This is a genomic window from Sphingomonas sp. MMS12-HWE2-04 (assembly GCF_044881185.1).
Taxonomy (GTDB): Bacteria; Pseudomonadota; Alphaproteobacteria; order Sphingomonadales; family Sphingomonadaceae; genus Sphingomonas.
Map to the genome: position 1 here is coordinate 1404117 of NZ_CP173254.1, position 20102 is coordinate 1424218.

Annotated in this window: 17 protein-coding genes and 1 pseudogene; 16 read left to right on the forward strand and 2 right to left on the reverse strand. The window is 68.5% G+C overall.

Annotated features, from left to right (window positions below; translation table 11 throughout):
• Nucleotides 1-51: 51 nt before the first annotated feature.
• Both AB2M62_RS06310 and AB2M62_RS06315 read left to right on the forward strand, forming a co-directional pair.
• Nucleotides 52-1317 (forward strand): AtzE family amidohydrolase, encoded by a 1266-nt coding sequence (locus tag AB2M62_RS06310; protein ID WP_404338571.1) that lies wholly within the window; start codon nt 52-54, stop codon nt 1315-1317.
• Nucleotides 1318-1374: 57 nt separating this feature from the next.
• Nucleotides 1375-2733, forward strand: coding sequence for an NCS2 family permease (locus AB2M62_RS06315; protein WP_404338573.1), 1359 nt, complete (start codon nt 1375-1377; stop codon nt 2731-2733).
• Here AB2M62_RS06315 and AB2M62_RS06320 read toward each other — a convergent pair.
• Complete coding sequence (locus AB2M62_RS06320) at nt 2730-3383, reverse strand: TetR/AcrR family transcriptional regulator (protein WP_404338575.1); 654 nt, start codon at nt 3381-3383, stop codon at nt 2730-2732. The genes AB2M62_RS06315 and AB2M62_RS06320 overlap by 4 nt on opposite strands.
• A gap of 140 nt (nt 3384-3523) precedes the next feature.
• Between AB2M62_RS06320 and AB2M62_RS06325 the strand changes: the two genes are divergently transcribed.
• The 13 genes and pseudogenes from AB2M62_RS06325 (at nt 3524) to AB2M62_RS06385 (ending at nt 17875) form a co-directional block, all read left to right on the forward strand.
• Nucleotides 3524-5092, forward strand: coding sequence for a gamma-glutamyltransferase family protein (locus AB2M62_RS06325; protein ID WP_404338577.1), 1569 nt, complete (start codon nt 3524-3526; stop codon nt 5090-5092).
• On the forward strand, nt 5086-6321 hold the full coding sequence (locus tag AB2M62_RS06330) for an allantoate amidohydrolase (RefSeq protein ID WP_404338579.1): 1236 nt from the start codon (nt 5086-5088) through the stop codon (nt 6319-6321). Before AB2M62_RS06325 ends, AB2M62_RS06330 begins: the two co-directional genes overlap by 7 nt.
• Nucleotides 6322-6358: 37 nt before the next feature.
• Nucleotides 6359-7536, forward strand: a pseudogene (locus AB2M62_RS06335) (pyridoxal-phosphate-dependent aminotransferase family protein).
• Entirely contained in the window at nt 7533-8399 is an 867-nt protein-coding gene (gene puuE, locus AB2M62_RS06340) for an allantoinase PuuE (protein WP_404338581.1), read from the forward strand. The pseudogene AB2M62_RS06335 and the gene puuE overlap by 4 nt, the downstream one beginning before the upstream one ends.
• A complete protein-coding gene (gene hpxZ / locus AB2M62_RS06345) occupies nt 8396-8776 on the forward strand; it encodes an oxalurate catabolism protein HpxZ (RefSeq protein WP_404338583.1) in 381 nt (126 codons plus the stop codon). Before puuE ends, hpxZ begins: the two co-directional genes overlap by 4 nt.
• Complete coding sequence (gene uraD / locus AB2M62_RS06350; protein ID WP_404338585.1) at nt 8773-9252, forward strand: 2-oxo-4-hydroxy-4-carboxy-5-ureidoimidazoline decarboxylase; 480 nt, start codon at nt 8773-8775, stop codon at nt 9250-9252. Before hpxZ ends, uraD begins: the two co-directional genes overlap by 4 nt.
• Nucleotides 9249-10640 (forward strand): FAD/NAD(P)-binding protein, encoded by a 1392-nt coding sequence (locus tag AB2M62_RS06355; RefSeq protein ID WP_404338587.1) that lies wholly within the window; start codon nt 9249-9251, stop codon nt 10638-10640. The genes uraD and AB2M62_RS06355 overlap by 4 nt, the downstream gene beginning before the upstream one ends.
• Nucleotides 10637-10966, forward strand: coding sequence for a hydroxyisourate hydrolase (gene uraH, locus AB2M62_RS06360; protein WP_404338589.1), 330 nt, complete (start codon nt 10637-10639; stop codon nt 10964-10966). The genes AB2M62_RS06355 and uraH overlap by 4 nt, the downstream gene beginning before the upstream one ends.
• 1 nt (nt 10967) lies before the next feature.
• Entirely contained in the window at nt 10968-12389 is a 1422-nt protein-coding gene (gene xdhA, locus AB2M62_RS06365; protein ID WP_404338591.1) for a xanthine dehydrogenase small subunit, read from the forward strand.
• On the forward strand, nt 12382-14691 hold the full coding sequence (gene xdhB, locus AB2M62_RS06370; protein ID WP_404338593.1) for a xanthine dehydrogenase molybdopterin binding subunit: 2310 nt from the start codon (nt 12382-12384) through the stop codon (nt 14689-14691). Before xdhA ends, xdhB begins: the two co-directional genes overlap by 8 nt.
• Complete coding sequence (xdhC, locus tag AB2M62_RS06375; protein ID WP_404338595.1) at nt 14688-15620, forward strand: xanthine dehydrogenase accessory protein XdhC; 933 nt, start codon at nt 14688-14690, stop codon at nt 15618-15620. Before xdhB ends, xdhC begins: the two co-directional genes overlap by 4 nt.
• Nucleotides 15617-16897 carry a guanine deaminase gene (gene guaD, locus AB2M62_RS06380; protein ID WP_404338597.1) on the forward strand — a complete coding sequence of 427 codons (1281 nt, stop codon included), beginning with the start codon at nt 15617-15619 and terminating at the stop codon, nt 16895-16897. Before xdhC ends, guaD begins: the two co-directional genes overlap by 4 nt.
• A gap of 3 nt (nt 16898-16900) precedes the next feature.
• A complete protein-coding gene (locus AB2M62_RS06385) occupies nt 16901-17875 on the forward strand; it encodes a bile acid:sodium symporter family protein (protein WP_404338599.1) in 975 nt (324 codons plus the stop codon).
• Here AB2M62_RS06385 and AB2M62_RS06390 read toward each other — a convergent pair.
• A complete protein-coding gene (locus AB2M62_RS06390; protein ID WP_404338601.1) occupies nt 17872-18789 on the reverse strand; it encodes a 5'-methylthioadenosine/S-adenosylhomocysteine nucleosidase in 918 nt (305 codons plus the stop codon). The two genes, AB2M62_RS06385 and AB2M62_RS06390, sit on opposite strands and share 4 nt — an antisense overlap.
• A gap of 219 nt (nt 18790-19008) precedes the next feature.
• Here AB2M62_RS06390 and AB2M62_RS06395 point away from each other — a divergent pair, with 219 nt between their 5' ends.
• Nucleotides 19009-20082 (forward strand): purine nucleoside permease, encoded by a 1074-nt coding sequence (locus AB2M62_RS06395; RefSeq protein ID WP_404338603.1) that lies wholly within the window; start codon nt 19009-19011, stop codon nt 20080-20082.
• Nucleotides 20083-20102: the final 20 nt, after the last annotated feature.

Genomic DNA, 20102 nt, shown 5'->3' on the forward strand with positions numbered 1-20102 from the left:
GCGACGGAAATCGCGAGCGACGTCCGGGCGGGCCGGCAAAGCGCGCTTGCCGTGACCCGCACGGCCCTGGCGATGATCGAAGCGCATGACGGTGGCTTGAAGGCGGTTACCCGCAGTCTGTCCGAGCGTGCACTGGCTCGCGCTGCCCTGATCGATGCGGCGATTGCGCGCGGCGAGGATCCGGGGCCGTTCGCAGGTGTGCCGTTCGGGGTGAAGGATTTGTTCGATGTCGAAGGGCAGTCGACGACTGCCGGCGCCGCGATGCGGCGGGACGCGCCGGCGGCGCTACGGGATGCGGAAGCCATAGGACGGCTTCAGGCGTCAGGCGCGATTCTGGTCGCCACACTCAACATGGATGAGTTCGCTTACGGCTTCGCGACGATCAACGCGGCGTTCGGCACGACGCGCAACCCGCATGACCCTGCCCGGCTGGCGGGGGGATCGTCTGGCGGATCGGCTGCGGCGGTGGCCGCGGGGATGCTGCCGCTGACGCTGGGATCCGACACCAACGGATCGATTCGCGTGCCGGCAGGCCTGTGCGGCGTCTATGGCCTCAAGCCGACCCATGGCGGGCTGCCGATGGACGGCGTCTTCCCGTTCGTCGACAGTTTCGACGATATCGGGCCGTTCGCGACTTCGGTGGGCGACCTGCGGCTGGCCTGGGAAATACTCGGCGGGTCGGCGGCGGAGGCGATCGCGGCCCCGCGGGTCGCGACGCTGGGCGGCTGGTTCGGCCGCAACGTTGCGCCTGAGCTTGGCCAAGCCATCGCGCAAATCGGCGAAGCTCTGGGCGGCATCCCGACCGTCGAGTTGCCCAACGTCGACGTTGCCCGATCGGCGGCGTTCTTGATGACCGCAGTGGAGGGCGGCACGCGCCACCTGCCCGAATTGCGCACCCGCGCACGCGAATTCGATCCCCAGACCCGCGACCGGCTGATCGCCGGCGCGCTGATGCCCGGATCGGCCTATCGCGCCGCCGAGCGCTTCCGCGACTGGTTCCGCGTCCAGGCCGAACGCTTGTTCGAAACGCATGACGTGCTGATAGCGCCGTCCGCCGGCGTCGAGGCACCGCTGATTGCCGACCCGATGATCGACATCGACGGCGCGCGGGTGCCGGCGCGGGCACATCTGGGCATCCACACCCAGCCGATCAGCTTTATCGGACTTCCGGTGATTGCCGCGCCGATGCTGCGCCCTGGGAAGCTGCCGCTGGGGATTCAGCTGATCGGCAGGCCCGGTGCGGAGGCGACGCTCTTCGCCATTGCCGAGACGCTGGAAGCGGCTGGACTGACCGGATTTGCACCCCCGGAAATGTGACGCTTCCGTTGCGCACAACAGCGGCTATGGTGCGGTGCGGAAAATACGGGGGCGCAGATGACGGGCGAAGTGGTCGACGAGCGGGCAGAGCAGCCGAGTGGCGCGCTGGAGCGGCATTTCGGACTGGCTTCGGCCGGCACCAACGTCCGCACCGAGGTGTTGGCGGGCGCGACCACCTTCCTGACCATGGCCTACATCATCCTCGTCAATCCGGCGATCCTGGGACAGGCGGGGATGCCGGTAGCCGCAGTGGCGGCGGCGACCTGCCTTGCCGCCGGCGTCGCCAGCATCCTGATGGGGACGTTCGCCAACGTGCCGCTGGCACTGGCGCCGGGCATGGGTCTCAACGCCTATTTCAGCTTCACCGTCGTCCAGGCGATGGGCGTGCCTTGGCCGGTGGCGCTGGGCTGCGTATTCGTATCGGGCATCGCCTTTCTGGTGCTGACGATCGCAGGCATCCGACAGATGATCATCGCGGCGATCCCGCAGCATCTGTTTGCCGCGGTGGCCGGCGGGATCGGGCTGTTCATCGCGTTCATCGGGCTGCGCAATGCCGGGATCGTGGTGTCGAACCCGGCGACCTCAGTCGCGCTGGGCGACTTGCGCGCGCCGGGCGCGGTGCTGGCGCTGGTCGGGCTGGTGCTCGTCGCGGCGCTATCCGCATGGCGGGTACGCGGCGCGATCCTGATCGCGATCCTGGCTACCACCGCGCTGGGCTGGGCCATGGGGATCGTCCAGTTCAGCCCGCAACCCTATGATCTCGGCGCGATCGCCCAGACGGCGTTCAAGCTCGACCTGGCCGGCGTGTTCGGCTTTACCGGCCACGGGCTGGCGCTGTTCGAAATCCTTTTCGTATTCCTGTTCGTCGACCTGTTCGACAATATCGGCACGCTGGTCGGCGTGACTCGCCGCGCCGGGCTGATCGACGCCGACGGGCGGATCCCGCGGCTCAACCGCATCCTCGTCACCAATTCGTTCGCGACGATGTTCGGCGCGCTGATGGGTACGAGCACGGTGACCTCCTATGTCGAGAGCGCGGCAGGCGTGCAGGCCGGTGGCCGCACCGGCCTGACTGCGATCGTCACCGGCCTACTGTTCCTCGTCGCGATGCTCGCCGCGCCCTATGCGCAGTTGATCCCGCTCGCGGCGACGGCGCCCGCGCTGGTGCTGGTCGGCGGATTGATGATGGCACCGCTCGCCGATGTACCCTGGGACGAACCCGAGATCGCGCTGCCCGCCTTCCTGACGCTGGTGATGATCCCGCTGACCTTCTCGATCGCCAACGGCCTTGCTTTCGGGATCACTGCGCATGCGCTGCTCAAGCTGATCCGCAGCAAGATCGCTCAAAGCGACTGGCTGTTGCTGGTGCTCGCCGCCTTGTTCATCGCGCGCTTCGCCTGGCTGGCGAGCGCCTAGGCGCCACCCCCTGAGGGTGTAAGCCAGCCGCGCAGCATCGCCGCGCAGTGATCGAGCCGCTCGGCGCGCCATGCCGGGCTGGTGAAATCCTGATCGAGCCCGATCGCCAGCGACCAGGCATTGGCGAGATGGAAGCGGCTGAGCGCGGCAATCGTCACATAGAGCTGGAGCGGATCGACACCCGCCCGGATCACCCCCTGCGCAGCGCCCGCGGCAAGCACGGCCTCGAGCCGCGCGCGCAGCCCGGCGCCTTCGCCTTGGATCTGGGGCGACTGGCGGATGAAGCGGCCCTGGAGCTGGTTTTCGGCGCGGAGCAGCCCTTCGAAATCGGGGTTGTTCTCGAAATAGGCGAAGGTGAAGCGCAGCAGCCGATCGATGCAGCCGAGCGGATCGGCGAGATCGAAGGCGAGTTCGGCCTCGCGATGGCGGAGATCGGCATAGGCGGCCTCGATCGCGGCGCGATAGAGGCCCTCCTTGCTGCCGAAATGGTGATAGAGCAGGCGGATGTTGCACTTGGCAGCGGCGGCGATGCGTTCGGTACGCGCACCCGAAAAGCCGTTTCGGGCAAAATCGCGAGTCGCCGCCTGGAGCAGCGCCGCGCGGGTGCGTGCCGGATCGCGCTTTGCCGTCTCGCTCACCATCCAGGGCATGGTAGCGCAGCCGTGGCGGTCCCGTAAGTAAGTAAATACTGAATTCCCATATTGCGCTGCGGAATCGGAGTGATAGGCTGGGCGAATTCGGGAGGTTCGATGCGAAACGCCGACGCCAGTGCACGAGGGAGCCGCCGCTGATGCTGCACAGCGTGCGGGCGCATCGGGGCATGGTGACGGCGCCGCACCATCTGGCAGCACAAGCGGGGCTGGGCGTTCTCCAGGAAGGCGGGAACGCGATCGAGGCGACCGTCGCAGTCGCAGCCACGCTGGCGGTGGTCTATCCGCACATGACCGGGATCGGCGGCGACGGCTTCTGGCTGGTCGCCGAGCCCGACGGGACGACCTGGGCGATCGATGCGTGTGGCGCTGCCGCCGCGACGGCGGAACTCGCGCTTTATGGCGGGTTCGACGCAGTGCCCGATCGCGGCCCGCTGGCGGCGAACACAGTGGCGGGAACGATCTCGGGCTGGCAGGCGGCGCTGGCGCGCAGCGGCGGCACGCTGCCGCCAAGCCGGCTGCTGCGCGACGCGATCCATCATGCCGAGCACGGCGTTGCAGTGACGCGCGGCGGCGCCGAGATCATCGCCGGCAAGGGCGCCGAACTGCGCGGCCAGCCCGGCGCCTGGGCGGCGACCTATGACGGTGTTCGCGAAGGCGATCTGCTCACCCAGCCTGCGCTCGGCGCGACGCTGCGGCGGCTGGCGGAGGATGGGCTCGATAGCTTTTACCGCGGGAGCCTCGCCGCCGACATCGCGCGCGACCTGCAGGGCCTTGGCAGCCCGGTAGCGCTCTCCGACCTTCAGCTGCACGCCGCAACGACGCCCAAACCGCTCCAGCTTCGCGTCGGCGATGCCATGGTGTTCAACACAGCGCCGCCGACGCAGGGTGTCGCTTCGTTGCTAATCCTCGCGCTCGCGCATCGGCTGGCCGCCGCTCCGAACGACGGGTTCGCGCATGTCCATGGGCTGGTCGAGGCGACCAAGCAGGCATTCCTCTATCGCGACGCGCAGGTCGGCGATCCGGCCTATATGCAGGCCGATCCGCAGGCGCTGCTCGACGACGATGCCGCGCTTGGCGCGATGGCGGCGCGGATCGACGGCGCAAGGGCGCTGTCGTGGCCCAACCCGCCGCAGCTCGGCGACACCTGCTGGTTCGGCGCCGCGGATGCCGAGGGGCGGGTGGTGAGCTGCATCCAGTCGACCTATTTCGAGTTCGGATCGGGCATCGTCCTGCCCCAGACCGGGATCACCTGGCAGAATCGCGGCAGCAGCTTTCGGCTGACTCCCGATGGGTGGAACGCGCTCAAGCCGGGGCGAAAGCCCTTCCACACGCTCAACCCCGCGCTGGCGCGCTTCGACGACGGTCGGGTGATGGCCTATGGCACGATGGGCGGCGAGGGCCAGCCGCAGACCCAGGCGGCGATCTTCTCGCGCTATGCCTGGCATGGTGTGCCGCTGCAGGAGGCGATCACGCAGCCGCGCTGGCTGCTCGGGCGCACTTGGGGCGACGAGAGCGTGACGCTGAAGCTCGAAGATCGGTTCTCGCCCGGTCTCTACGATGCGTTGCGCCGCGCCGGACACGCAGTCGAGCTGGTCGAGCCCTTCACGTCGATGATGGGGCATGCCGGCGCGATCGTCCGCCATGGGTCGGGCCTTCTCGAAGGCGCCACCGATCCGCGGAGCGACGGGCAGGTGGCAGCATGGTAGGCGGAGCGAGAGCGGTTGCACGCTGCGACGAACTGGGCGTCGCGCCGTATAGCGATGCGCCCGACATGCTGTTTCGTGCCTATCTGACTCCCGCCTTTGCCGCCGCGCAGCGGGCGATCGCGGGATGGATGCAGGAAGCGGGGATGGCGACGCGCATCGACGCGGCGTGCAATCTGATCGGCCGCTACGAGGGGAGCGATCCGAGCGCGCTGCCGCTGATCCTCGGCAGCCATATCGACACCGTCCGTGATGCTGGGCGTTATGACGGGCCGCTGGGAGTCATGCTGGCGATCGAGGCGGTCGCTGCGCTCCACGCCTCTGGGCGACGGTTGCCGTTCCCGATCGAAATCTATGCGTTCGGCGACGAGGAAGGATCGCGCTTCCCCATCGCGATGCTGACCAGCCGCGCGGTAGCCGGCAGCCTCGATCCTGCCATGCTCGAGATCGAGGACCGTACCGGGCTATCGCTCGACGAGGCGCTGGCGCCGTTCGAGCTTTCGACGCTCACCTTTGCCGAGGCGCGGCATCCCGGGGCGCTCGGCTATTTCGAGGCGCATATCGAGCAGGGCCCAGCGCTGGAAGCGGCTGGGCTGACGGTGGGCGTGGTCACCGGGATCGCCGCGCAGCTACGTTATGTCGTGACGGTCGCCGGCACCGCGGGCCATGCGGGGACGACCTCGATGGGCCTTCGCCGCGACGCGCTGGCCGCTGCGGCCGAGATGGTGCTTGCGGCCGAGGCGTGCGCGGCGGGCGACGCATCGGACCTCGTCGCGACGGTGGGCAGGATGGAAGTCGCGCCGGGAGCGGCCAACGTCATTCCAGGCCGCGTGACCTTCACGCTCGACATCCGCGCAGGCGAGCGGATTCGCCGCGATGCTGCCGCGCAGGCGATCCTCGCGCGCTTCGCCGCGATCGCCGAAGCGCGCCGAGTTGCCATCGCCACTCAGCAGACCAACGACCTTGCCGCTTCGCCGTGTGACGCGGCGCTATCGGACCTGCTGGCGGCCTCGGTCGCCGCGCAAGGCATCGCGCCGCTTCGCCTGGTCAGCGGGGCGGGGCACGATGCGATGATCCTGGCGGCGCTGTGCCCCACGGCGATGCTGTTCGTCCGTTGCAAGGGCGGCGTCAGCCACAATCCAGCCGAGCATGTCGCACCGCAAGATGCGGAAATCGCGCTGCAGGTGATGCTCGGTTTCCTCGATCGCCTGGGAGAGCGACATGGCGCCTGATCTGTTCGGTGAGATCGATCCGCCGCACCGCCTGCTGATGGGCCCCGGTCCGGTCAACGCGCATCCTCGCGTGCTGCGCGCGATGTCCGCCGATCTGCTCGGCCAGTTCGATCCCGAGATGACCGGCTATATGGAGCAGGTGATGGCGCTCTACCGGCCGGTGTTTGGTACGGAGAACCGCTGGACCATGTTGATCGACGGCACGGCGCGGGCGGGGATCGAGGCGGCGCTGGTGTCGCTGCTCGCGCCGGGCGACACGCTGCTGGTGGTCGACTTCGGCCGCTTCGGGCTGCTGCTGCGCGAGATCGGCGAGCGGATCGGCGCGAGGATCGAGATGCTCTCGGTGCCCTGGGGGAGACCGTGCCGATGGACCAGGTGGCTGAGGCAATCGCGCGGGTCGGGCCCAAGGTGGTAGCGTGCGTGCACGGCGACACCTCGACGACGATGGCGCAGCCGCTCGATGGGCTGGGTGCATTGTGCCGCGCGGCGGGGGCGTTCTCTTATGTCGACGCCACCGCGACGATCGGCGGGATGGCGATCCGCGCCGACGCCTGGGGCGTCGATGTCGTCACCGGGGGCCTGCAGAAATGCCTGGGCGGCCCTTCGGGATCGGCGCCGATCACGATTTCGGACCGCGCGGCGGAGTATATATTGTCGCGCCGCCATGTTGAGCACGGCATCGTGCGCGCCGACCTCGCAAACGGCCCGGGCGTGCGGATCGGGTCGAACTATTTCGATCTCGCGATGGTGATGGATTACTGGTCGGAGAAGCGGCTCAACCACCACACCGAGGCGACGACGATGCTTTACGGCGCCCGCGAATGCGCCCGGGTGGCGCTGGGCGAAGGGCTCGAGGCGCGGTTTGCGCGGCACGCCGCGGCGGGGCGTGCGGTGGTTGCGGGCGCGCGGGCGCTGGGGCTGGGGGTCTATGGCGACGATCGCTTCCGTATGGCCAATGTCACCGGCATCCTGATCCCCGAGGGCATCGATGGCGAGGCGGTGCGTCGGCGGATGCGCGAGGACTTCGAGATCGAGATCGGCACCGCGTTCGGGCCGCTGGCGGGCACGATGTGGCGGATCGGGGCGATGGGATATAATGCGATGAAGCATAAGGTGCTGCTCACGCTCGGCGCGCTCGAGGCGGTGCTGCGCGCCGAGGGGTTCGCGGCGCCGGCAGGTGCCGGCGTCGATGCGGCGCTGGAGGCCTGGGGTTGAGAGACCTGATCGGCTACGGCGCCACGCCCCCCGATCCGCGCTGGCCCGGCGGCGCGCGCGTCGCGGTGAACTTCGTGATCAATTACGAAGAGGGCGCCGAGAACAGTGTGCTCAACGGCGACGAACGTAGCGAGGCGTTCCTTTCCGACATGGTCGGCGCCGCGAGCCACCCGGCGCGCGCGATGGCGATGGAGAGCCTGTACGAATATGGCGGCCGCGCGGGTTTCTGGCGGCTCCACCGGCTGTTCGCCAGTCGGAGCGCGCCGGTTACGGTGTTCGGCGTCGCCGCGGCGATGGCAGCCAACCCGGCGGCGGTCGAGGCGATGCTGGGCGCGGACTGGGAAGTCGCCAGCCATGGCTATCGCTGGATCGACTATCAGACCGTCCCTGAAGCAGTGGAGCGCGCGCATATCCAGCTGGCGATCGAGACCCACACGCGCCTGACCGGCGAACGCCCGCTCGGCTGGTACCAGGGCCGCACCTCGCCCAACACCGCGCGGCTGATCGCCGAGGAGGGCGGCTTCGTCTACGATGCCGACAGCTATGCCGATGACCTGCCCTATTATGCGGGACGCCAGCTGATCGTGCCGTACAGCCTTGACGCCAACGACATGAAGATGGTGGCACTCAATGGCTTCACCGAGGGCACGCAGTTCTTCCGCTACCTCGTCGACAGCTTCGAGCAGTTGCGCGAGGAAGGCGGGCGGATGATGTCGATCGGGCTCCATGGCCGCATCGCCGGGCGCCCGGGGCGGACGATCGCCGTGGCACAGTTCCTCGACCATGTGATCCGGAGCGGCGACGCGTGGATCGCGCGGCGCATCGACATCGCGCGCCATTGGCTGGAGGTTCATCCGCAATGACGATCGACGACCCGCAGGTGCTCGCCGAAGTTACTGCCGCGTTCCATGCGTATGAGGCCGCGCTGATGGCCGACGACATCCCCGCGATGGACGCGCTGTTCCACGACGCGCCGACCACCGTGCGCTATGGCGTGGGCGAGGTGCTCTACGGGATCGACGCGATCCGCGAATTCCGCAAGGGCCGGGGCGGATCACCGCAGCGCACGCTCGGCCGCGTTGCCATCGCTACGTACGGACGCGATCTCGCCACCGCCGATGCCGAATTCTACCGTGAGGGATCGCAGCGCCGCGGCCGGCAGAGCCAGACCTGGGTGCGCTTTGCCGATGGTTGGAAAGTCGTGTCGGCGCATGTCTCGCTCGAAGGCACGACCGCATGACCGCGATCGCCGAGCGCGACGCGTTCATCGCCCGCTATGGTGCGCTGTTCGAGCATAGCCCGTGGGTGGTCGTCCGTGCGGCCGCACGCCAGCCCTTCGCCAGCCTCCATGCCGGGCTGATGCAAGTCGTTCACGACGCGACGCCGGAGGAGCAGCTGTCCCTCATCCGCGCGCATCCCGAACTCGCGGGCAAAGCGGCAGTCGATGGCAGCCTGACCGAAGCTTCGGCCGCAGAGCAGGCCAGCGCCGGGCTGGACCGGCTGACGCAGGACGAGTTCGACCGCTTCCACGCGCTCAACAGCGCCTATGCCGCGAAGTTCGGCTTCCCGTTCATCCTCTGCGTGCGGCTGACCGACAAGGCTGGGATACTTGCGGCGATGGAGCGGCGGCTGGGCAACGATCGCGAGGCCGAGATCGCCACCGCGCTAGAGCAGATCGGCGAGATCGTCCGGTTGCGGCTGGAGCTAGTGGCATGAGCCTGGCGGACCTTGAGGCGCGCGTGGCGCACGATCTGGCATGCCTCAATTTCGGCGAGGCCGACTGGCTCGCGCCACGGGAACATTCAGGCGGCCATGTGTTCGACGCGGTAATCGTCGGCGGCGGCCAGTCCGGCCTCGGCGCGGCGTTCGGGCTGTTGCGCGAGCGGATCGGCAATGTGCTGGTGCTCGACGAAAACCCCGCGGGCCAGGAAGGCCCGTGGGACACCTATGCGCGGATGGCGACGCTGCGCACCCCCAAGCATCTCGGCTCGATCGAGCAGGGTGTGGCCTCGCTGAGCTTCCGCGCCTGGTGGGAGGCGCAGCATGGGCCCGCGGGCTGGGAGGCGCTCGGCAAGATACCACGGCGCGAATGGATGGCGTATCTGCGCTGGTATCGCGCAGTGCTTCGGCTGCCGGTGCGCAACGGCGCGCGTGTGACGCTGGTCGAGCCGCTGTTAGGGCTGCACCGGCTCCATCTCAGCGGAGGTGAGACGCTGCTGGCGCGCAAGGTGATCCTCGCCACCGGGATCCAGGGCGGTGGGCACTGGCACACGCCGCCGATGATCGCGCAGGCGCTCGCGAGCCATCGCTACGCGCATACCGCCGACGCAATCGACTATGCCGCGCTGGCGGGCAAGCGCATTGCAATCCTTGGCGGCGGCGCCTCGGCGTTCGACAATGCGCATGCGGCGCTTTCGGCCGGCGTGGCGGCGGCGCACGTGTTCATGCGGCGGAAGGCGTTGCCGCGGGTAAACCCCATCCGCTTCATGGAGCGCGCCGGGATCATCCCGCGCTACCCCGTGCTCGGCGATGCCGACAAATACGCTTTGATGGCAGCGTTCTTCCGCCACAACCAGCCGCCGACGGTCGACATGTTCGAAGCGGCGGCGGCGTTTCCGGGGTTCGAGCTCCACCTCGGCAGCCCATGGCTTTCGGTCGAGGAGACCGGCGACGCCGTGCGCGTAACCACGCCGCATGGCAGCTTGGACTATGACTTCCTGATCCTTTCGACCGGGCTCGTCACCGATCCGGCGCTCCGCCCCGAACTGGCGCTGGTGCAGGACCGGATCGCGCGCTGGGGCGATCGCTACCGCGCGCCCGAGCCCAATCCGCTGCTCGATGCGCACCCCTATCTGGGGGCGGGGTTCGAGCTGCTTCCGCGCGATCCCGGTGATACCGGGCTCCACGGGCTGTTCGCGTTCAACTATTCCGCGTTGATCAGCATGGGGCTTTCGGCCTCGGCGATCTCCGGATTGAAGCACGCGCTGCCCCGGCTGGTAAGCGGCGTTGCCGACCAGCTTTTCCTCGACGATCGTGCGGCGATCCTCACAGATTTCCACGCCTTCGCCGAACCCGAATTCACCGTCGAATGGCCCCGCGCATGACGCTCAGCACCCATGTCCTCGATACCATGCACGGCCGTCCCGCGGCCGGCATTGCGGTTCGGCTGCACCGGGGCGAGGCGCTGCTTTTCGAAAGCACCACCGACGCCGATGGCCGCTGCCCCGCTTTGCGCGAGCTCGCGATCGTGCCCGGCGCCTACACGATCGATTTCGCCGTCGCCGAATATTTTCGCGGGCAGGGCGTGAGTCTCCCCGTTCCGCCGTTCCTCGATCGCGTGCGCGTGGATTTCGGCATCTCCGGCGACGGGCATTACCATGTGCCCCTGCTGGTCTCGCCGTTCGGCTATTCGACTTATCGGGGTAGCTGAGATGGACAATGCCATCCGCTTCCTGCTCGACGGCGAGGTCATCGCGATCGACGCGCCCGATCCCACCGGGACGCTGCTCGACCTGCTGCGCTATCGGATGCGGCGCACCGGCACCAAGGAGGGCTGCGCCGAGGGCGATTGCGGCGCGTGCACCGTCGCGCTGGGCAGCTTGGACGGCGAGACGGTGCGCTGGCGCGCGGTCAATGCGTGCATCCTGTTCCTGCCGATGCTCGACGGCAAGGCGCTGATGACAGTCGAGAGCCTGTCCAAAGGCGGCACGCTCCACCCGGTCCAGCAGGCGCTCGCAGACGGCTATGGATCGCAATGCGGCTTCTGCACGCCCGGCTTCGTGATGTCGCTTTATGCACGCAGCATCGCTGCCGAGGGCACCGAGGACGTGCCGGTGGGCGACGTGCTGGCGGGCAATCTGTGTCGCTGCACTGGCTATGGCCCGATCCTCGCAGTGGGCGAGGCACACCCGCCGGCTTCTACCGCCGCCGACCCCGCGATCGTTGCGGCGCTCAAGGACCTTCGGCGCGCCGAGCCGCTGTCTCTGCGCCACCCCGAGCGCACGGCATTCGTTCCGCGCACTTCGGATGAACTCTCCACCTTCGTCGCCGCCAATCCGGACGCACGGATCGTCGCAGGCGCCACCGACGTCGGCCTCTGGGTCACCAAGCAATTGCGCGAAATCGACAGCCTTGTCTTCGTCGGCGACGTCGCCGACCTCAAGGCGGTCGAAGAGACCCCCGAGGGGCTCGGGCTCGGCGCCAATGTCCGATACAGCGAGGCGCGCGCGTCGCTGGCGCGGCTCCATCCCGATCTGGGCGAGCTGGTCCGCCGGATCGGCGGGCTCCAGGTCCGCAACGCCGGGACGATCGGCGGCAACATCGCCAACGGATCGCCGATCGGCGACATGCCCCCCGCGCTAATCGCGCTGGGCGCATCCGTGACGCTGCGCCATGGCGAGGCGCGCCGCACGCTGCCGCTCGCGGACTTCTTCCTTGCCTATCGCAAGCAGGATCGCGTGCCCGGCGAATGGATCGAGCGTATCGATATTCCGCGCCCCGCGCCCGAGACGCTGGTGCGCATCGTCAAGCTCTCCAAGCGCTTCGATAGCGACATTTCGAGCCTGTGCGCGGCGTTCGTGCTGCCGATCGTGGACGGCACGATCGGCGAAGCGCGCGTCGCGTTCGGCGGGATGGCGGGCATTCCTTCGCGCGCGCCGGTCTGCGAGGCGGCGCTGAGCGGCCGGCCGTGGAGCGCGGAAACGCTCGATGCCGCGGCACATGCGCTGCGCGAGGATTTCACCCCGCTCGACGATTTGCGCGGCTCGTCCGAATACCGCCTTGCCGCCGCGGGCAATTTGTTGCGGCGCTTGTGGCACGAGCAGGCCGGCGTCGCGGACCTCGCGCATGTCTGAGGCTGATCCCCATCCGCCGGGCGCAGTCCACCAGTCGCTGCGCCACGACAGCGCCGAGCTGCATGTCGCGGGCACCGCGCTCTATGTCGACGACCTGGCTGAGCCGCCCGGGCTGCTCAACTGCGCCTTCGGCCATGCGATCGACGGCCATGCGCGGATCGTGTCGCTCGACCTCGACGCGGTGCGCGCCGCGCCGGGGGTAGTGGCAGTCTATACCGCCGCCGACATTCCCGGAGTCAACGACGTCAGCCCGGTGGCGGGCGACGACCGGCTGCTCGCCGAGGGCGTAATACTCTATCCCGGCCAGCCGCTGTTCCTCGTCGCTGCGACCAGCACCCGCGCCGCCCGCGCCGCCGCCCGGTTGGGCAAGCCGGCGCTCGAGCCGCTACCCGCGTTGGTGAGCATCGCCGATGCCGCAGCGGCGGATTCGCGGATCGAGCCCGACCAAGTCATGCACCGCGGCGACGCCGATGTTGCGCTCGCCGCCGCGCCGCACCGGATCACCGGGCGGATCGAGATGGGTGGTCAGGAGCATTTTTATCTCGAGGGCCAAGCCGCGCTCGCCACGCCGGGCGAGCAGGGCGAGATCCATGTGCTGAGCTCGACCCAACATCCAAGCGAGATCCAGCACCTCGTGGCCAAGCTGCTCGGGCTTTCGCATGCCGAGGTCATGGTGGAAGTGCGTCGTATGGGCGGCGCGTTCGGCGGCAAGGAGACGCAAGCCGCCGCCTTCGCCGCTGCAGCCGCCTTGGTCGCGGCGAAGACTGGCCGTCCGGCCAAGTTCCGCGCCGACCGCGACGATGACATGGCCGCCACCGGCAAGCGCCACGAATTCGAGATCGGCTATGACGTTGGCTTCGATGGCGAGGGGCAGATCGCGGGCATCCGCCTGGACTTCGCCTCGCGATGCGGCGCCACGGCCGATCTTTCGCCTGCGATCAACGACCGCGCGATGTTCCACGCCGACAATTGCTATTTCCTCCCTGCGGTCGAGATCGTCAGCCGGCGGCTGAAGACGCATACGGTTTCCAACACTGCGTTTCGCGGCTTTGGCGGTCCGCAAGGGATGCTGGGGATCGAGCGGGTGATGGACGCGATCGCCGCGCATCTGGGCGCCGACCCGCTCGCCGTGCGCCGTGCCAATCTCTATGGGCCTGGCCGCGACCTCACCCCCTATCACATGCGCGTCGAGGATAATGTCGCGCCCGAACTGATCGCGGAACTCGCCGAGCGCGCCGACTATGATCGCCGCCGCGCCGAAGTCGCCGCGTTCAATGCCGCTAGTCCGGTGGTCAAGAAGGGGCTGGCGCTGACGCCGGTCAAGTTCGGGATCAGCTTCACCACGACGCATCTCAACCAGGCCGGTGCGCTGGTGCTGGTTTATGCTGACGGTTCGATCCATCTCAACCATGGCGGCACCGAGATGGGGCAGGGGCTCCACACCAAGATCGCGCAGATCGTCGCCGATGTGTTCGCGGTGCCGGTCGATATGGTAAAGGTCTCGGCCACTCGGACCGACAAGGTGCCCAACACTTCGGCGACGGCGGCATCCTCGGGTGCCGATCTCAACGGCATGGCCGCGTTCAACGCCGCCACGACGATCCGCGACCGACTGATCGCATTCGCCGCGGGCAAGTTCGGGGTGGCGCCCGATGACATTCGCTTCACCCGGGGCGGCGTGGTGGCGGGGGACGAAGTCGTGCCCTTCGCAACCCTGTGCCGCATGGCGCATCTCGGGCGTATCTCGCTGGCCTCGACGGGCTTTTATGCGACGCCCGACATCCATTACGACCGCACCAGCCATAGTGGGCGGCCGTTCCTCTACTTCGCCTATGGCGCGGCGCTCAGCGAAGTCGCGATCGATACGCTTACGGGCGAACACCGCGTGCTGGCGGTCGACATCCTCCACGACGTCGGTCGCTCGCTCAACCCGGGGATCGATCTGGGGCAGATCGAGGGCGGGTTTATCCAGGGGATGGGCTGGTTGACCACCGAGGAGCTGGTCTATGATGATCGCGGGCGGCTGCTGACCCACGCGCCCTCGACCTACAAAATCCCTACTGCAAACGATCGCCCGCGCCACATGCAGGTCGCGATCTGGGAGCGCGGGCGTAATGCCGCGCCGACGATCCACCGCTCCAAGGCCGTGGGCGAGCCACCCTTCATGCTGGCGATCTCGGTGTTCAGCGCGCTGACCGAGGCGGTGGCCGCCGCCGCGCCGGGCAAGGGGCTGCCGGGGCTCGACGCCCCGGCCACGCCCGAGCGCATCCTCGCCGCGGTGCGCGAGTTGCGCGCGCGATGACCGAGTGGCTGGAGGCACTGCGCGCAGCGCGCGGGCGCGAACCGGTGGCGCTGGTCACCATCCTGTCCACCGAAGGATCGTCGCCGCGCGCCGCGGGGACGCGGATGACGGTCACCGCCAGCGATGCCGCGGGCACGATCGGGGGCGGCGCCCTGGAACTGCGTGCGACCGAGCAGGCGCGCGCGATCCTCGCCCAACCGCCGGGCGGGTGGCGCGTGCAAGACTGGCCGCTCGGGCCGCTGCTCGGGCAATGTTGCGGCGGGCAGGTGCGGCTGCTGGTCGAGCATGTCGATCCCGATCCGACGCGTTGGGACTGGACCGACCATGTCGCGCGCGGCGAGCCGGTCGTCGCATTCTTCGCAGGCGAAGCCGCGCCGATCCATCGCGTCCCGGCCGAACATGCCGAGGCCGGGGTCCAGCCGCCGGCGCCGCCGCGCGGGCCCAAGCCGGGCGAGGGCACGACGTTCATCGAGCCGGACGACCGCCGCGCGCACCGCGCGCTGATGATGTTCGGCGCCGGCCATGTCGGCGTGGCGATCGCGCAACGGCTGCCGCGGCTGCCCTTCCGGCTCTCGTGGTTCGACACGCGGGCCAATCGCGGCTTTCCCGGTGTATCGGTGCAGGAGGAAGACGCGCTGATCGCGTGCGTAGCGGATGCCGAGGCGGGCGCCGCGGTGCTGATCTTCACGCACGACCACGGGCTCGATTATCGCCTCGCCGCCGCTGCGCTGCGCTCGCAGGCCGGGTTCGTCGGTCTGATCGGATCGGCCACGAAGCGCGCACGCTTCCTCTCGCGGCTGGCGGCCGACGGCATCGACACGGCGCGGCTGACCTGCCCGATCGGGCTGGCCGGGATCGCCGACAAGCATCCCGACGTGATCGCTATTTCGGTAATCGCGCAACTGCTCACCTTGGACCAGAACGCATGAGGGCCTTTCGCGGCGAAGTCCTGAGCGTGCCCCAGGATCCCGCCACTGCCGGCCCGCAGGCGATCCGCCATTTCGCCGACGGGCTGCTGGTGGTCGAGGACGGGCTGGTGGTAGCCTGCGGGCTCCATGCCGAAATCGCAGAGCGCTTTGCGGATGTTCCCACGGAAGCGGTCGCCGGACTGATCGTCCCTGGCTTCGTCGACGCGCATGTCCATTACCCGCAGACTGAGCGGATCGCCTCGCATGGCGAACAGCTGCTCGAATGGCTCGATCGCCATATCTTCCCGGCCGAACAGGCGTTTGCCGACCGCGCGCATGCCGATGGCGTCGCGGCCTTCTTCCTCGACGAGTTGCTGCGCAACGGCACCACCAGCGCCCTGGTGTTCGCCACGGTCCACGCCCAGTCGGTCGACGCACTGTTCGAAGCAGCGTTGACGCGCGACATGCGGATCGTCTCGGGCAAGGTGCTGATGGATTTGGGGCCACCCGGTCTCGCCGACACCTCGGAGCAGGGTCGCGCCGAGAGCGAGGAGTTGATCGCACGGTGGCGCGGGCGCGGACGCCTTGGCTATGCCATCACCCCGCGCTTTGCGCTGACTTCGTCCGACGCCCAGCTGGGTGGCGCGGGCGATCTGCTCGCGGCGCACCCGGATGTGCTGATGCACACCCACCTCACGGAAAATCTCGGCGAGATCGCCGCGGTAGGGAAGCGCTTTAGCGACGCGGTCGACTATCTCGACGTCTATGACCGCTTCGGACTGGTCGGCCCGCGATCGGTGTTCGCGCACTGTGTCCATATGGAGGATCGGGCGCTGGAGCGGATGGCGCAGGCGGGGGCAGGAATCGCCTTGTGCCCGACGAGCAACCTGTTTCTCGGATCGGGGCTGTTCGACCTGGCCGGCGCCGATCGACACGGCGTGAAGATCGGCATCGGCACCGATATCGGCGCGGGGACGAGCTTCAGCGTGCTCAACACGCTGGGAGAGGCCTATAAGGTCTGCCAGCTGCGCGGGTGCAGCCTCGATCCGTTCCGCGCGCTCCACCTCGCCACCGCGGGTGGCGCGGCCATGATGGGGATCGCGGACCGCGTCGGCGGCCTGCTGCCGGGGCAGGAGGCGGACTTCATCGTGCTCGATCCCGCCGCGACGCCGCTGCTCGCACGGCGCACCGCGGGAGCGGACCTCCACGACCGGCTGTTCGCGTTGCAGGTGCTCGGCGACGACCGCGCGATCGCCGCGACCTACTTGCGCGGCCGGCTCGCGCATCGCAGGAGCTGAGCGATGCTGCGCCGTTTCCTCGCCGTCTTCGAGCCCTTCATCCTGATGCTGCTCGGCACCGTCCTGCTTGCCTCGTTCGTGCCGCCGCGCGGGGCGTGGGTGCAGATCTTCGGGATCGCCGCCGATGCCGGCATCGTATTGCTGTTCTTCCTCCACGGCGCCAAGCTGTCGCGCGACGCCATCCTGGAGGGGATGCGCAACTGGAAGCTGCACGCCGCAGTGTTCGCCGCGACCTATGCGCTGTTTCCGGTGCTGGGCCTTGCGATCACCGCGCTGCCGATCCTTGATGGGTCGATCGCGGCGGGCTTCCTGTTCCTGACGCTGCTGCCCTCAACCGTGCAATCCTCGATCGCGTTCACGTCGATCGCGCGCGGCAATGTCGCCGCGGCGGTGTGCAGCGCGTCGTTCTCGAACCTTGTCGGGATCGTGCTGACCCCGGCGCTGGTCGCGCTGTTGATGCATTCGGGCGGTGGCGGCGCGCAGGCGGGGGTGTCGCTGGCCTCGATCGAGGCGATCCTGCTGCAATTGCTGCTGCCGTTCGTCGCCGGGCATCTGCTCCGCCCGGTGATCGGCGGCTGGGTGGCGCGCAACAAGAAGCTGGTGACCTTTGTCGACCGCGGATCGATCCTGCTGGTGGTCTATACGGCGTTCGGCGCGGCGGTGGTCGAGGGGCTGTGGCACCGCGTCTCGGCGCCCGACCTGCTCGTGCTGCTGCTGGTATGCGCGGTGCTGCTCGCGATCGTGCTCGCCGCGACCTGGGGCGCGGCCAAGGCGCTGCGGCTGTCGCGCGCCGACGCGATCGTGCTGCTGTTTTGCGGATCGAAGAAGAGCCTCGCCTCGGGCGTGCCGATGGCGGGCGTGCTGTTCCCGGCCGCGCAGGTGGGGCTGGTGATCCTGCCGGTGATGCTGTTCCACCAGATCCAGCTGATCGCCTGCGCGGTGATCGCGCGCAGGCTGAGCGAGCAGCCGGAGGGCTAGCGCGGCATCTCGACCGCGCCGATGAACGCCACCACGACTTTCGCGGTGTTGTCCGAGGCGATGCGGTAGAAGGCCGGGGCCTGGTTCTCGCCGGGGTCGCCCCCAGCCAAATCGGAGAGCGCGCGAAAGGCGATATAGGGCACGCCATTGGCATAGGCGACCTGGCCGACTGCCGCGGTCTCCATGTCCGTCACTTGCGCCTGGAAGGTCGAAAATGCGTATTTGCGGAACTCGGCATTGTCCATGAACACCGGGCCCGAGATGCCGTTGCCACCGACTACCACCTTGGGGGTGGCGCGGAAGCAAAGCTCCTCGGCGCATCGCGCCAGGCTGACCTGCGGCGCCAGCTTGCGCGCTGTGGCGAGCAGGCCGGGATCGACTTCGAACCAGAAGCGCCGCACGGCGCCCACATCATCGCCATCGCGGCGGACGCGCACGCCGTTGGGGAAGATCATCCCGTAATTGGCGAAATTCTCCCCCGTTGCGCGCTGTATCGGCGGCGCGAAGCTCTTGCCATTTGCCCGCGCAAACGCCAATTCGAGATACTGGCCCCAGCGATCGGGGATCACCACGTCGCCAACATCGAGCGCAGGATCGAGTCCGCCCGCGACGCCGGAGAAGACGATGCTGCGGATCGCGAACCGGTCGAGCGCGAGCTGCGTGGTCATCGCGGCGTTGACCATCGAAACGCCGCTGAGGAAGAGAAGGACCGGGCGACCCTTCATCGTGCCCCCGACGAACCGCACGCCGTTGACCGTCCATTCGCGGCGATCCTGTACGTCGCGGTTGAGTGCGATCCACTCCGGCTCGAACGCCGAGATGATCGCGATGCGCGGCTGAGTATCGAGCTTGCCGCCGTTTTCGCGCGCGTGGGCGGCAAACGGCACCACCAGAAGTGCCAGAACCAACAACATCCGCCGCATAGAGACCCCCGATTGTGCGCTGCAACACGCAGCAAACTGCGCCAGCTCGGCGCCGTGCGTCCAGCATAAAAGTCACACATCTGAAACAGAATGCTGCGGCTGCGACATGGCCGCTTGCGGCGGCGCAGCAATATGGTAGCTTTTTCCGTCAGCTCCGCGGGGAAAAGGGGGCGGCAGGGAGAGGCCAGGTCCTTCCACCGGAGCCGGCCATTGGGGTTTTTGCGTCGTTTTCTGCTGATCGTTACGATCGGCTTGTCCACCGTCGCGCCTGCAGCGCAAGCACAGCCAGCACCCATCGAGATTCGCGTCGTGATCGTCACCGCGTTCGAGATCGGCGCGGACACAGGCGATCGTGCCGGCGAGTTCCAGGCTTGGGCCGAGACGATGCCGCAGGTCGTGCCGTTTCCGGCGGGCTTCCGCGATCTTCGCCACGATCCCAAGCGCGGCGTTCTGCTGCTGCACACCGGCATCGGCACCAATCGCGCCGCCGCTTCGGTGATGGCGCTGGGCATGGACCCGCGCTTCGATCTCAGCCACGCCTATTGGCTCGTCGCCGCGATCGCGGGCGTCGATCCTGCCGCCGGCTCGATCGGCTCTGCGGCCTGGATCGGCGACATTGTCGACACCGATTATGGCTATGCGGTCGATCCGCGCGAGGCGCCCAAGGGCTGGACCAGCGGCATGTTCGCCCGCGATCGCACCGCCCCCTATCAGGGGCCGCGTCCCGATCCGCAGTACAATCTGTTTCCGCTCAACAAGCCGCTGCGCGACTGGGCCTATGGCCTCACCAAGGACGTGGCGATCGCCGATAGCGACACGCTGCGCGCGATCCGCGCGCCCTTCGCCAAATTCCCGGCCGCCATCCGCCCGCCGCGGGTGCTGAAAGGTGCCGAGGCCAGCGGCCAGACCTTCTGGCACGGCACGCTGCTCAACGCCCATGTCGAGCGCTGGGTGCGCTACTGGACCGATGGTGGCGAGCCCTTCGTGATGACCGGCATGGAGGATACCGGCGTCGCCGGCGCACTCGACCAACTGGCGCGCGCGGGCCGCGCCGATCGCGCGCGGCTGATGGTGCTGCGGACGGGGAGCAACTATTCGGTCCAGCCGCCCGGAACCGGCGCGGCCGAGAGCCTGACCGCCGAGGCGAAGGGTCTCTCCGCATTGCAGGCGTCGCTCGACGCGGCCTTCCAGATCGGCACGCCGGTGGTCGATGCCCTTGCCACAGGCTGGGACCGCTACCGGACTCAACCGCCCAGCACGGCGACGGAGGCGCCGGCCCAATAGATCGTCATCGCAGGGGAACA

Coding starts and splice junctions, on each gene's coding strand:
- AB2M62_RS06315 (WP_404338573.1), top strand. CDS start 1,375: ATGACGGGCGAAGTGGTCGACGAGCGGGCAGAGCAGCCGAGTGGCGCG.
- AB2M62_RS06320 (WP_404338575.1), bottom strand. CDS start 3,383: ATGCCCTGGATGGTGAGCGAGACGGCAAAGCGCGATCCGGCACGCACC.
- AB2M62_RS06325 (WP_404338577.1), top strand. CDS start 3,524: ATGCTGCACAGCGTGCGGGCGCATCGGGGCATGGTGACGGCGCCGCAC.
- AB2M62_RS06330 (WP_404338579.1), top strand. CDS start 5,086: ATGGTAGGCGGAGCGAGAGCGGTTGCACGCTGCGACGAACTGGGCGTC.
- hpxZ (WP_404338583.1), top strand. CDS start 8,396: ATGACGATCGACGACCCGCAGGTGCTCGCCGAAGTTACTGCCGCGTTC.
- uraD (WP_404338585.1), top strand. CDS start 8,773: ATGACCGCGATCGCCGAGCGCGACGCGTTCATCGCCCGCTATGGTGCG.
- AB2M62_RS06355 (WP_404338587.1), top strand. CDS start 9,249: ATGAGCCTGGCGGACCTTGAGGCGCGCGTGGCGCACGATCTGGCATGC.
- uraH (WP_404338589.1), top strand. CDS start 10,637: ATGACGCTCAGCACCCATGTCCTCGATACCATGCACGGCCGTCCCGCG.
- xdhA (WP_404338591.1), top strand. CDS start 10,968: ATGGACAATGCCATCCGCTTCCTGCTCGACGGCGAGGTCATCGCGATC.
- xdhB (WP_404338593.1), top strand. CDS start 12,382: ATGTCTGAGGCTGATCCCCATCCGCCGGGCGCAGTCCACCAGTCGCTG.
- xdhC (WP_404338595.1), top strand. CDS start 14,688: ATGACCGAGTGGCTGGAGGCACTGCGCGCAGCGCGCGGGCGCGAACCG.
- guaD (WP_404338597.1), top strand. CDS start 15,617: ATGAGGGCCTTTCGCGGCGAAGTCCTGAGCGTGCCCCAGGATCCCGCC.
- AB2M62_RS06385 (WP_404338599.1), top strand. CDS start 16,901: ATGCTGCGCCGTTTCCTCGCCGTCTTCGAGCCCTTCATCCTGATGCTG.
- AB2M62_RS06390 (WP_404338601.1), bottom strand. CDS start 18,789: ATGTTGTTGGTTCTGGCACTTCTGGTGGTGCCGTTTGCCGCCCACGCG.